At 50.7% G+C, this 12,451-nt stretch carries 10 protein-coding genes and 1 pseudogene; 8 read left to right on the top strand and 3 right to left on the bottom strand.

The window, feature by feature from the left end; genetic code table 11:
• Positions 1 to 176, bottom strand: a pseudogene (locus Q7V48_09175) (transposase).
• Positions 177 to 502: 326 nt separating this feature from the next.
• Complete coding sequence (locus tag Q7V48_09170) at positions 503 to 1,723, bottom strand: CoA transferase (GenBank protein MDO9210903.1); 1,221 nt, start codon at positions 1,721 to 1,723, stop codon at positions 503 to 505.
• A 1,091-nt stretch (positions 1,724 to 2,814) separates the two neighbouring features.
• On the opposite strand from Q7V48_09170, the gene Q7V48_09165 reads away from it, so the two are divergent.
• The 8 genes from Q7V48_09165 (at position 2,815) to Q7V48_09130 (ending at position 11,896) form a co-directional block, all read left to right on the top strand.
• Positions 2,815 to 3,840: a ketose-bisphosphate aldolase gene (locus Q7V48_09165; GenBank protein ID MDO9210902.1), complete on the top strand. Its 1,026-nt coding sequence runs from the start codon at positions 2,815 to 2,817 to the stop codon at positions 3,838 to 3,840.
• 132 nt (positions 3,841 to 3,972) lie between these two features.
• Positions 3,973 to 4,986, top strand: coding sequence for a class 1 fructose-bisphosphatase (gene fbp, locus Q7V48_09160; protein ID MDO9210901.1), 1,014 nt, complete (start codon positions 3,973 to 3,975; stop codon positions 4,984 to 4,986).
• 196 nt (positions 4,987 to 5,182) lie between these two features.
• Complete coding sequence (locus Q7V48_09155) at positions 5,183 to 6,442, top strand: M48 family metallopeptidase (protein MDO9210900.1); 1,260 nt, start codon at positions 5,183 to 5,185, stop codon at positions 6,440 to 6,442.
• Positions 6,443 to 6,642: 200 nt separating this feature from the next.
• Positions 6,643 to 8,184: an ABC transporter substrate-binding protein gene (locus Q7V48_09150; protein MDO9210899.1), complete on the top strand. Its 1,542-nt coding sequence runs from the start codon at positions 6,643 to 6,645 to the stop codon at positions 8,182 to 8,184.
• Positions 8,185 to 8,225: 41 nt separating this feature from the next.
• Positions 8,226 to 9,143, top strand: a complete 918-nt coding sequence (locus Q7V48_09145) for an ABC transporter permease (protein ID MDO9210898.1) — start codon at positions 8,226 to 8,228, stop codon at positions 9,141 to 9,143.
• Between the two features lie 10 nt (positions 9,144 to 9,153).
• On the top strand, positions 9,154 to 10,029 hold the full coding sequence (locus Q7V48_09140; GenBank protein MDO9210897.1) for an ABC transporter permease: 876 nt from the start codon (positions 9,154 to 9,156) through the stop codon (positions 10,027 to 10,029).
• A 69-nt stretch (positions 10,030 to 10,098) separates the two neighbouring features.
• Positions 10,099 to 10,455 carry a four helix bundle protein gene (locus tag Q7V48_09135; protein ID MDO9210896.1) on the top strand — a complete coding sequence of 119 codons (357 nt, stop codon included), beginning with the start codon at positions 10,099 to 10,101 and terminating at the stop codon, positions 10,453 to 10,455.
• A gap of 85 nt (positions 10,456 to 10,540) precedes the next feature.
• Positions 10,541 to 11,896 (top strand): M20/M25/M40 family metallo-hydrolase, encoded by a 1,356-nt coding sequence (locus Q7V48_09130; GenBank protein MDO9210895.1) that lies wholly within the window; start codon positions 10,541 to 10,543, stop codon positions 11,894 to 11,896.
• Positions 11,897 to 12,157: 261 nt separating this feature from the next.
• Here the strand turns inward: Q7V48_09130 and Q7V48_09125 are convergent.
• Positions 12,158 to 12,451: SDR family oxidoreductase (locus tag Q7V48_09125; protein MDO9210894.1), on the bottom strand; the 294-nt coding region annotated here is incomplete at its 5' end.

Here is a 12,451-nt window from a genome sequence, read left to right as displayed (position 1 = left end):
ATGGTTCCTTCAATGCCCGCCCGGAAACGATACCGATCGCGAAACTCCGGCGTCTTCTCGCAAGCCCTCCGCTTCGCCAAACGAACGGCCTTGCGATCATACCGGAGATAAAAATGTCTTTTCCCCGGAACAACCGGGCATTCACTGCGCCGAGGACAATTCGAGCACCCTTCTAAATCAAAGGAAGCCGCATCTTAAATGGGGACATCCTTAAATAAGTAAATAATTTAGGACCATCTCCAAATTAGATGGAGAGCAGTCCCGCCCTAATTGGGGCCAAGCCGGCGGGATTTATGTTTTTTCTTCCGGCAGGTCGAGATTCGATTGAGGGGAGAGGGGGATGTAGTGTCTTGAAAAATTAATCGTTAAAAAAGGTTCCTTATGAGCAGGAAGAGAATGTTTCAGTTATTAATTTTTTGTTTTCTCATCACCTTCATCTGGGAATGAGGAAAAAGGAGTTACGGAGTTGAAAGGAAGCTATGTGAATGCGGAAAATTTTATCTTAGATTACTCCCTGTTCTTTTAAAGCGATTACCTGTTCCTCTGAATAACCCAATAGGCGGGTTAAAATTTCTTGGTTATGCTCTCCCAACAGCGGTGGCGGGCTCTGAATGCCGATAGCGCTCTCGGAGAAGGTCGCCGGCGGCCCTACCACTTTCACTTTTCCGTAGTGAGGATGTTCCACCTCTTTCACCAAACCCAGGTGTAACACCTGCGGGTCGCTGAAGACCCGGTCAAACGTGTTGATCGGGCCGCAGGGAATCCCGGCTTGATCGAATAAAGGGATCCATTCATCCACTGTTTTTTCAGCAATCTTCCGGTCGATGATTTCATTGAGGGCCTGCCGGTTCTCTATGCGTTTGGAATTATCCACAAACCGGGGATCATCTATTAATTCATCCGTTCCCAAAAGATGGCAAAAAGATTTCCACATCCGCTCATTGATGACCCCGAAGATCAGGTAGTCATCCTTGGCCCGGTGAGCCTCGTAGGGAACGATGTTGGGATGGGCGCTGCCCCAGCGCCGGGGAATGATCCCGCCCAGCAGATAATTGGACCCGATGTTGATCAAAGTGGCCAGTTGCATGGCCAGCAGGTTGATCGAAATCCGCTGCCCTCTTCCGGTCTGCTCCCGCAACAAAAGGGCGGAAGCAATAGCTCCAAAAGCATAAAGCCCTGTGAGGACATCGGTCAGGGGAACCCCCACTTTTACCGGCTCTCCATCCTTCTGCCCTGTAATGGACATCAGGCCGCCAATAGCCGAAACAATGACATCCACACCCGGCTTGTCCCGGTACGGGCCTTCAGTTCCATACCCGGTCATATCACAATAAACCAGCCGCGGATTGATTCTCTGTAAGGCTTCGTAGCCAAGGCCCATCTCTTCCATCGTTCCCGGGCGAAAATTTTCCAAAACTACATCCGCCGTCTTCACCAGGCTCTTGAAAATCTCTATGCTCTGGGGGTGTTTTAAGTTTAAGGTAAGACTTTTTTTGTTGCGGTTGATCGAGATAAAGTAGGCGCTTACCTCCTTCACCCAAGGGGGTCCCCATGCTCGGCTTTCGTCGCCAATTTTGGGTTGTTCAACCTTAATGATCTCTGCCCCGAGGTCCCCCAAAATCATGGCGCAGTAGGGGCCGGCGATGATCCTCGTAAGGTCAATCACTCGAATTCCTTTAAGAGGAGGAGGGCCGGTAGGAATTTTATTACCCGCGCTGTCCATGGCAATCACCTTTCCTTGAATTTTATCCCTCGCGTTAGATCCATTTTGCCCACTAAGTTTGCGAAACGATCCCAACGAACTTCCCTTTTTTATTTTGCGTTTGTTAATTTATTAGCATACATTCCCCTGGGGGATCAATCCGAAACCACCCTAACGGACTTTTCAAATTTATCCCTTAACCTAAGCCCTGCCAAGGTTTTTTCTTCGTTCCGACTATTCCCTTGACACTATTCTAAATAAGTGCGTTAATGCAAATGAGAAGGCAAGAGGAAGATCTTTCCTACCAACTTCCCTTTTACCTCCTCAAAAGAGGGGCAAAGGGGCCAAGACCACTAAAAACCCCTAAAACCAGGTGAACCCATCCATCTACCCAAGGATGCTCCCCTCACGTCCAGATCAGGGATTGGACTTTTCAGAAGATCAACACGAATGCTGTGGTTTTAATCAATCCTAGGTAGAAAGGTCATCTTCGGGAAGTCAAAGAGGATAAGATTGATGGGGAGGAATATGAGAAACAAAAGCGTCACCTGAAATTTCTTGGAGGTACTAAATAATGCCTTATTATGTCTATGCTATGCATACGGATTCAAAATCCAACGATCTCTACGGATCCTTTGCTGATTACCGTGGGGCAGAAATTTGCGAGCGAGATAATCAAAGAAGCGATAAATCAGAGGACAATTGCATCGTTACGATGATTTATGCGGAAAATCAAACTCATGCTCGCCAGAGGATAAAACAAATTCGCCGGGAAAGGGGACTACCCTCAAATTAAAGGAGAAGGAACCACAGTCCGGGCATCATAGCCGATTTAATTCTTCCCTACCCCATCCGCTGACCAAGATTGACAACCCTGATTTTACGCCCCTTTAATGGGGCTTTTTTGTTTGCCGACTTGAGCCCTCGCCAATGTCAGGGGGGGGTTCGCTTCGCTTGGCCCTTGGCCCCCTTGAATCCATGACCCCTTGGACCCTTATTTTTATTAACCCCCTTTTTGACTTTTTTTGATAACTGCAATATACTTGGCATTATTGTTTTATCCCACCTTTCTGGGCGGCGGCCTTTTAATCTTATCTACAAGGAGATACGTTATGCCTCTGATGACCACCAAACCGATGTTTGACCTGGCCTATGATGGCGGCTTTGCCATCGGCGCGTTTAACGTCAACAACATGGAAATCACCCAGGGCATTATCGAAGCCTGCGCGGCGGAGCAGAGTCCCCTTATCCTACAGATTTCTAAAGGTGCCCGCAAGTACGCCAACATGCGCTATCTCAAACATATTATCGACGCCGCGGTCGAAGATCACCCCAACCTGCCCATCGCCATTCACCTGGATCATGGCGACACAGTGCAATTAGTGGAGACCTGTCTCAACGACGGCTTCACCAGCGTGATGATCGATGGCTCCCACCAGCCCTATGAGGAAAACGTAAAGCTTACCGCTGAGGTTGTGAAGTTGGCCCACCCAGCCGGCGTCGTGGTGGAGGCTGAGCTCGGCATGCTGGGCGGCATCGAGGAACATGTGGTCGGCCTCCAAGCCGAAGAATATGAAAAAAACATTGGGAAATTTCTTACCGACCCCAACCAGGCCACCGATTTCTGGAAGCGCACCGGCGTGGATAGTCTGGCCATTGCCATCGGAACGAGCCACGGGGCTTATAAATTCAAGCGTGAGGCCAAATTGGCCACGGACCGCATCGAACAGATCATGAAGACCTGCCCTGGCCTTCCGCTGGTCATGCACGGTTCTTCCAGCGTCCCCCGGGAATTCATAGACCTGATTAACAAGTATGGCGGTAGCATGCCCAATGCCATGGGTGTGCCCGAAGAACAGATTCACGCGGCCGTATCCAAGTACGGCGTGTGTAAAGTCAACATTGACACCGACCTACGGCTGGCCCTGACGGCCAAAATCCGGGAGGTCTTCGCCACCAAACCATCTGAATTCGACCCCCGCAACTACCTCGGCCCGGGCCGTGAAGCCATCGTAGGTATGGTCCGGCGTAAACTCCATGTACTCAACAGCGCTGGGAAAGCGGAGGCCGTGATCAAGCAATGGAAGAAACTTGGCGAGCCTTTGCCGATCTTTTATGCCCGATCTTCCCGGGCGTAAAGAAAAACTGTAACACTTTAGCCCTTTGAAAAAAGGTATGTTGTAAGGGGCAAGGGCCTCCAGGGGCAGGGGGCCAGATATGTATTTTTGCTTTTCTAATTGTTCCGGCTTTGCCGGACGAGGAGGTTTCTTATGCAGCCGGTTACCGTGATCGAGCATCTTCTTTTGCATCAGAGAGAATCTCCCATGGCCACGGGACGTTTTACCCGGTTATTAAATGAACTGATTCTGGCGGCCAAAATTATTTCCCGCGAGGTGAACAAAGCCGGCTTGGTGGATGTTCTTGGGTTCACGGGGGAGACGAACGTCCAAGGAGAAGAGGTATTCAAGCTGGACGAATACGCCAACCGGGTAATGATCCACCGCTTAGAAAGGGCTGGCGTGTTATGTGCCATGGCCTCGGAAGAAAATGCCGATTTGATTGAAATTCCATCGGCCTTCCCCGTTGGCGAATATATCCTGATCTTTGACCCCCTGGACGGCTCTTCGAATATAGAAGGCAACGTGTCCATTGGCACAATTTTTTCCATTTATCGCCGCAAAAGCCCGGAGGGGAAAAGCGTGACGATGGCCGACGTCCTGCAAAAAGGATCTGACCAGGTGGCCGCCGGTTATTTCGTCTATGGTTCTTCCACCATGATGGTGTATACCACTGGCCGGGGAGCTTATGGGTTCACTCTGGACCCCAGCGTGGGAGAGTTTTTGCTCTCCCATCCGGAAATCAAAATTCCGGAAATAGGCAAAATTTACTCGGTCAATGAGTCCTATTGGAATCACTGGGATGCGTCTACGCGCCAAGTGGTTTCTTATTTTAAAAGCCCGGATAATGAACGCGGCCAGCCTTACAATTTGCGCTATATCGGCTCCCTGGTGGCGGATTTTCACCGCAATTTGTTGGCGGGGGGGATCTTCATGTATCCGGCCGATAATAGAGATCCGAAAAAACCCCGCGGAAAATTACGCTTGATGTGTGAGGCCGCACCCTTGGCCATGATTGTGGAAGCGGCCGGGGGAATGGCCACAGATGGAAAGATGCGCATCCTCGACATCGAACCCCAGGAACTCCACCAACGGGTTCCCCTCTTTATCGGATCCAAAAAAGACGTGGAAAAAATCATAGAAATATACCGGGAGAACTCGGAATGACATCTCCAGCGTTCCATCCTTACACCTTACACCTCAAACCTTTCACCTTACGGTTTTTATAAGGAGAATTTATGGTAAAAGACTTGTTTTCGATCGCTGGTAAAGTGGCTGTGGTCAAGGGTTCAAGGGGTCAAAGGTGAAAATCTATCAAACCCAGGAACCCTGGAACCCTTGAATCCTCGAACCCTGTATCTTTATGATTCAGCTTAATTTTCTCCTCTTGGCCTTCTTGTTGGTCTTTTTTCTCCGGTCCGCTACCCAATTGTTCTTGAACCGCTTGAACACCTCCTACCTCCGGAAACATGGGAATGCCGTCCCCGAAATCTTTCAAGACACCGTTGACCAGGAAAAACTCAAAAATATTTCCGCGTACTCTATTGATTCGGCGAATTTCGGCATTTTGGCTTCTTTGGTCAACCAGGGCTTTTTTTTAATTATTTTACTCTCCGGCTTTTTGCCATGGCTGGCGGAAACGATTCCCCGATTAGGATGGGGGGTAATGATCAACGGCTTGGCCTTCTTTGGCGCCATTGCCCTGCTGATAAACCTTCTGCACCTCCCCTTCAACCTCTATGAAACTTTTGTGATCGAGGAGCGTTACGGGTTTAATACCAAGACTCTCAGGTTGTGGTTCATCGACCTTCTAAAAAGCCTGGTCCTTTCAGCCATATTGGGGGGTGTGCTCCTCTACCTATTTTTAGCTTTGATGGTAAGAGGGGGAGAGAATTGGTGGGTGTGGGCCTGGGTTGTAGTGGGGTTGTTGGAATTGTTGATTATTTGGCTCTACCCCGTCTTGATCGCTCCCTTGTTCAATAAATTTGAACCTATCGAGGATAAAGAATTGGAGCGGGGGATTACCACTCTAATGGAAAAGGTGGGACTTCGACCTAAAGGGGTGTTGCGCATGGATGCCAGCAAGCGTAGCAAGCATACCAACGCTTACTTTACCGGCATCGGGAAGAGTAAGCGGATCGTGCTTTTTGATACGCTCATGACCTCTCATGCCGGTGAGGAAATTCTGGCCGTTCTGGCTCATGAGATCGGGCATTGGAAGAAGAAACATGTGCTCAAACAGCTCATTCTTGCGGAAACTTTATCCCTGGTTGGCTTTTTTATATTGGCGCAATTACTCCCCTGGCCGTTGCTTTATCGTACCTTCGGGTTTGCAGAGCCAATTCCTTACGTCGGGCTTTTTCTAATCGGAGCCCTCTTTGGCCCCGTAGGATATTTTGCCCAACCCGTTGGATCAGCCATCTCCAGGAAGTTTGAACGGGAAGCAGATGATTTTGCCTTGGACCTGATGCAGAACGCCGAACCCATTACCAAGGCTTTTAAGAGATTGGCCGTCGATAACCTGGCCAATTTATCTCCTCATCCCTTTTACGCCTGGTTCTATTATTCCCACCCTCCTCTGGTCGAACGCATTTCCAGACTGAAAATTTTATCGCCAAGCTGACAGGGGCAATAAGTGTTTTTTAAAAAACCTTATTAAAAAAGTTGACATCCCGCTGCGGAATATCAATAATGGCTTTGAATCACCCTTCCCCTCGCACGATGAGTAAGGAAAGTAACCTGAAAGATCAAAGTCTTTCCGGTTAAAAGCCGGATTGATTCCATGGTAATGGATTCAAACCATTTTAAAACCAGGAGGTGAATATGAAGAAGAATGGATTCAGGAATGGAGCGATTGGGGCAATTTCTTTGCTGATGATAGCTTTTTTGGCATGTCCCGGCCAACTGGGAGCTGCCCCCAAGGGCAAGCTGGTCGCTGCCCTTTCCAGCGACATCAGCACCCTGGACACCCAGAACCATAACATTCGGATCAATTACATCGTCGGATGGCATCTTTATGATAACCTGGTCACGCGGGACCAGAAAACCATGCAGATCGTGCCTCACCTGGCAGAGTCCTGGAAGCTTTTAGATGATAATACCTGGGAGTTCAAACTGCGCAAGGGGGTTAAGTTCGACAACGGAGAACCCTTTAACGCCGAGTGTGTGAAATTCACCATCGAGCGAGGTTTGGACCCCAAATGTACCCAACGGCCGACCGTCTCCTGGATTAAGGAGGTCAAGGTTATCGACGACCATACGTTGCGTATTATCAGCATTAAGCCTTATCCTGTGGCTCTGCAGCGGCTTTCCAACTTTCAGATGCTTCCGGCAAAATGGCTGAAGGAAAAAGGAAATGATTACTTTGCCACCCATGCCAACGGCACCGGACCCTACCGGCTGAAAGAATGGAAACGCGGGGTACATGTTATCCTGGAAGCCAAGGAAGATTACTGGAAAGGCGCACCAGCCATCAAGACCATCGTCTTCCGGCCGATCAAAGAAATTGCCACCCAGATTTCCGAGCTTTTGACCGGGGGAATTGATATTGTGCGGGATATTCCTCCCGATCAGATCTCCTTGATTGAGAATTCCCAGATCGCCCGAATCTCCAAAGCTCCCACTCTTCGGGTGATCTACCTGGTGATGGACGCGGATGGAAGAGCCGGCTCTTCCCCGGTGCAAAACCTTAAGGTGCGGCAGGCCATCAGCCATGCCATCGATGTGAACACCATCATCAATACCATTATGGGTGGAAACGCCATCCGCACCGCGGGGGTTTTGAACCCCCAACACTTCGGGTACGACAAGTCTCTGGAAAACCCTTACCCCTATAATCCGGAGAAAGCCCGGCAGCTTCTGAAAGAAGCCAATTACCCCTTTGATCGGCCGATGAGGCTGGTTACCTACACGGGGAGCATCCAGAATCCCCGGGCTATAGTCGAGGCCGTTGCCGGGTATCTGAACAAGGTGGGCATTAAAACCAACATCAATGTTTATTCGGATATCGGCATGTGGGACCGTCTGGGCCGGGAAGGGAAACAGAACGATTGCCACATCCACAGCTGGGGCAGCGGCGGGGTGTACGACGCCGACGCCATTTATTACAACTATTTCCGCAAAGGCGAGGCTTTCTGCTACGGTTCGTCGCCGGAGATGGACAAATGGTTAGATGACGCCCGGTCAACCATGAATGAGGAGATGCGCAAGAAACTCTATTACAACGCGGGCAAGTACATCAACGACCAGGCTCTGGCCGTATCTTTCTACGCCCAGACCGCCATCCTGGGCCTTAACAAACGGGTGATCTACGAAGCCCCGCCGGACGAGTTTCTGAGGACCTTCGAGGCCCAGCTGAAGGAATAGTAGGAAATGCAGATTCCGGATTGCGGATTGCGGAATACCAAATGAAGTCTTACATCCTCTACCGGCTCTTCCAGGCCCTGATCGTTATCTGGGGGATCAGCCTGATCACTTTTTCCCTGCTTCATCTTTTCCGTGATCCGGTCCTGATCCTCCTGCCTCCGGAAGCCACCAAGCAGGATGTGGAGCTCTTGAGAAAAGAGATGGGCCTGGATAAACCTCTCATCGTGCAGTACTTCAAGTTCCTCTCCGGCATGGCCAGGGGAGATTTCGGGAAGTCCTTTGTAGCTCACCGGCCGGCTCTGGGCCTGGTCCTGGAGCGCATGCCCATGACGCTCTGGCTGGCTGCCTCCGGCCTTTTGCTGGCTCTGATCATCTCCATTCCCCTGGGGGTCCTGGCGGCAGTGCGCCGCAATCGCATACAGGATCACTCCGCCTCTGTCCTGGCCCTCCTGGGACAGGCCATGCCCCTTTTTTGGCTGGATATTATGCTCATCATCATCTTTGCCGTAAAGCTCCGCCTGCTGCCCGCTTCAGGCGCCGGGAGTTTCTACCACATCATCCTTCCGGCCTCGGGGATCGCGGTCTCCATTCTCCCCATTCTGATGAGACTGACCCGGTCGCGGATGATCGAAATTCTCTCCCAGGATTATATCCGGACGGCCCGGGCCAAGGGGCTGGGTGAAAAAGCCGTACTCTTCCGCCATGCCTTGCGCAACGCACTGATCCCGGTCATCACCATCTTGGGGTTCCAGTTCGGGATGCTGCTGAGTGGAGCGGTGATCACCGAGACTATTTTCGCCTGGCCCGGTGTGGCCAGTTTGGTGGTGGAATCTATCTTTAATTCCGATTTTCCTGTGGTCCAAGCCGCAGTGGTCGTTTTCGCTATTTTGATCGTCATAGCCAACTTGTTGACCGACATTACCATCGCCTGGTTAGATCCGAAGATACGTTTTGGGTAAAGGAGATTGCGTGCTCAGAGAACAAAGAAAGGGTTATAGGAAACTCCTTTACCTCATGCGTCAAGCCCGGGTCGGCATGATCGGATTGGCCATGGTGGCTTTCGTCTTGGCCTTGGCCCTCCTGGCGCCCTTCCTCTCGCCCAATAGTCCGCTGGAACAGGATCTCCAGGCCCGCCTGAAACCGCCTTTCTGGGAGGAAAAAACAGATCCCCAGTATAAGTTAGGAACGGACCAGGTGGGGAGAGACCTGCTCAGCCGATTGATCTATGGTTCGCGCATCTCCCTCTCCGTCGGTTTTTTAACCATGGCCTTCTCGGCCCTGCTGGGCATTACCCTGGGCATCCTGGCCGGCTACTACCACGGTCCGCTGGATTCCATTATCAGCAACTGCGTGAACATCATGATGTCCTTTCCCTACATCCTCCTGGCCATTTCGGTGATGGCCGCAGCCGGGCCGGGCTACAGAAACCTGGTTCTGGTTCTGGGACTGACCGGATGGCCAATTTATACCCGCCTGGTGCGAGCCGAAGTCATCGAGCTCAAGTCCCGCGACTTCGTCACTGCGGCCAGAGCTCTGGGGGGACGGAACAGCGGAGTTATTTTAAAACACATTCTTCCCAACCTGGCCAGCTCCATCATTGTTCTTTCGACTTTTGAGCTGGCCCGCATGATCATCCGGGAGTCTTTTCTGAGTTTCCTTGGGTTGGGGATCCAGCCGCCAATGGCCTCCTGGGGAGGAATGTTAGCTGAAGGACGCTCTTACATGCTTAATCTTTGGTGGTTAGCAGCCATCCCCGGGAGCGCCATCTTCTTTACCACTTTGGGGATTAACTTGATGGGAGACGGACTGAGGGATTGGCTGGATCCGCACACGCGCAACCGGTAAATCAAGTGCGGAATTATGAATGCGGAGTGCGGAATAAAAAGAGTTTGAAATTTAAAGGGAAGAAATAGAATGGGAAAGGTCGATCTAAAGCAAAGAACCAAATTGTTTGCTCTCAAGGTTATCAATTTTGTTGAGGGATTACCTAATAAGAGAACGGCTGAAATTCTAGGCAGACAACTCTTGCGATCTGGAACCTCGGCAGGAGCAAATTATAGGTCTGCATGTAGAGCAAGATCTGCCGCTGATTTCATTGCCAAAATGGGTATTGTTGAAGAAGAAATCGATGAATCGATTTATTGGATGGAACTATTGGTCGAAAGTGGGATTATCAATACAAAAGATACCCAAGATTTAATGAAAGAAGCCAATGAACTCTTGGCGATCACTGTATCGTCGATTAAAACAGCAAGGAAAAACCGAAAATAAAACGGCTTTTTAAATTCTTGAATTTAAATAACTTATTCCGCATTCCGCATTCGGAATTCCGCATTTAAAAAAGGGGGTAAGAAAAATGGAAAAAATCTATGCCTATATCGATCAGAACCTGAATCGTTTCATCGACGAGCTTTTTGTTCTTCTGCGGCAACCGTCCATCAGTGCCCGCTGGGAGGGGGTGGTGGAATGTTCCCAGCTCCTGGTAGGGATGATGGAAAAAATCGGGATCAAGCCTCGCATCCTTCCCATGGGTGGAAAGCGGAACCCCCCTTTAATCTACGGCGAGATCCTCAATCCCGAAGCACGGCGTACATTGCTGATCTATGGGCATTTCGATGTTCAACCGCCAGAGCCTCTGGAAGCCTGGGATTCCCCTCCCTTCCAGCCGACCATCCGCAATGGGAGGATTTACGGCCGGGGCAGCGCGGATAATAAAGGCCAGTTCTTCGCCCATTTCAAGGCCATTGAATCGATACTAAAGGTGAACGGAAAGCTTCCTGTTAATGTCAAGTTTCTCCTCGACCCGGAGGAAGAGGTGGGGAGCCCGAGTCTGAATGGGTTCTGCCGGGAGCACAAGAACCTGTTTGCTGCCGATATGGCCTTGAACTCCGACGGGCCCATGGATCCCTCCGGCCGTCCCCGGTTGAGCTTTGGGAATCGAGGGGTTCTTTATGTAGAGGTCAACGCCCGCGGAGCCAACACAGATCTTCATTCCGGCAACTTCGGCGGCCCCATTCCCAACCCGGCCTGGCGTCTGGTTGAATTCTTATCTTCCCTGCGGAAACCGGACGGAACCGTGGCTATCGAGGGTTTCTACGATAATATCGTCCCCCCCACTCCCCAAGAGCGGGAGATGATGGCGAAGATTCCCTTCGATGAGAAAAAATTCAAAGAAAAATACGGGCTTAAAAAGTTTACTCCGCCCGAGGACGTAAGCTACATGGAGAAGCTCATGTTCCGCCCAACCCTGAACATCGCCGGGTTCACCTCAGGGTATGGAGGACAGGGGAGCAAGACCGTGCTTCCCTGCAAGGCTACCCTCAAGATGGATATGCGGCTGGTGGTGAACCAGACCCCGGAGGACATCTATGAAAAGTACGTGAGCCACATGAAAAAGCATGGCTTCGATGACCTGGAAGTGATGATGCTCAACACCTATGCCCCCTCCCGGACATCCGTGGACCATCCTATGGCCCCGAAGTTTGTCGAGGCCATCCGCCGGGGATTCCAGCAGGAACCGGTTTTGATTCCCGCGGGGGGAGGAAGCTTTCCCGGGGCAGCCATCCGGAGCATCCTGAATATTCCCATTCTCTCTGTCCCTTACGGCAATGCCGACGAAAACAACCATGCTCCCAACGAAAACTTGGCCATCGATTGCTTTAAGAATGGCATCCGTACAACGGCGGCGCTGTTCTTTCAACTATCAGGTTGAAATATAGAGATGGGGGGATAAGGAAATAGTTTAACCTATGTGGAGGAGATTGTGAAACGGCTCCTTATCCCTCAATAGATCAGAAGAAGAACAGGTACAGGACCGAAAGGTGTCTTGCGGAGACAATAGCATGAATCGGCTGTTTTTATCTTTTTCATGCGTTTAAAAATCAGTTAACTTAGTCCGACCCGATTACGCGTTTAAATGAGTTCGGAGTAAACAGATAAAATACTTCGAGTTCTTAACTCCGAACTAAATTACTTACCTTGGAAAGGCTGCGGGGATCCCTCCATCCACCGGGAGCGTGGCTCCCGTCGTTGGAGTCCCTTCGCTGGCAAAAAATACAACCGCATTGCCCACGTGCTCAGCCGTTACCTGAGCCTTAAGGAGATTTCTCTGACGGTAATATTCCCGCAGACCCTGCGGGTCAAGCCCTCTGGATTTCATTCTTTCGGGCCCGACAAGTTCCCATAATTTTGAGGGGACTTCTTCATCCCCGAATACCGCATCCGGGTTGACCAGGTTCACTCGTACCCCCCATTCGGCCAGTTCCAA

The organism is Deltaproteobacteria bacterium (assembly GCA_030654105.1).
In the GTDB taxonomy this organism is placed as follows: Bacteria; Desulfobacterota; SM23-61; order SM23-61; family SM23-61; genus JAHJQK01.
Note: the sequence above shows the minus strand (reverse complement) of the source record. Positions and strands in the feature narration are given on the sequence as shown.

What these genes read in the sequence shown, in the direction of transcription:
- Q7V48_09170 (MDO9210903.1), bottom strand. Translation starts at nt 1,723, where the DNA reads ATGGACAGCGCGGGTAATAAAATTCCTACCGGCCCTCCTCCTCTTAAA.
- Q7V48_09165 (MDO9210902.1), top strand. Translation starts at nt 2,815, where the DNA reads ATGCCTCTGATGACCACCAAACCGATGTTTGACCTGGCCTATGATGGC.
- fbp (MDO9210901.1), top strand. Translation starts at nt 3,973, where the DNA reads ATGCAGCCGGTTACCGTGATCGAGCATCTTCTTTTGCATCAGAGAGAA.
- Q7V48_09155 (MDO9210900.1), top strand. Translation starts at nt 5,183, where the DNA reads ATGATTCAGCTTAATTTTCTCCTCTTGGCCTTCTTGTTGGTCTTTTTT.
- Q7V48_09150 (MDO9210899.1), top strand. Translation starts at nt 6,643, where the DNA reads ATGAAGAAGAATGGATTCAGGAATGGAGCGATTGGGGCAATTTCTTTG.
- Q7V48_09145 (MDO9210898.1), top strand. Translation starts at nt 8,226, where the DNA reads ATGAAGTCTTACATCCTCTACCGGCTCTTCCAGGCCCTGATCGTTATC.
- Q7V48_09135 (MDO9210896.1), top strand. Translation starts at nt 10,099, where the DNA reads ATGGGAAAGGTCGATCTAAAGCAAAGAACCAAATTGTTTGCTCTCAAG.
- Q7V48_09130 (MDO9210895.1), top strand. Translation starts at nt 10,541, where the DNA reads ATGGAAAAAATCTATGCCTATATCGATCAGAACCTGAATCGTTTCATC.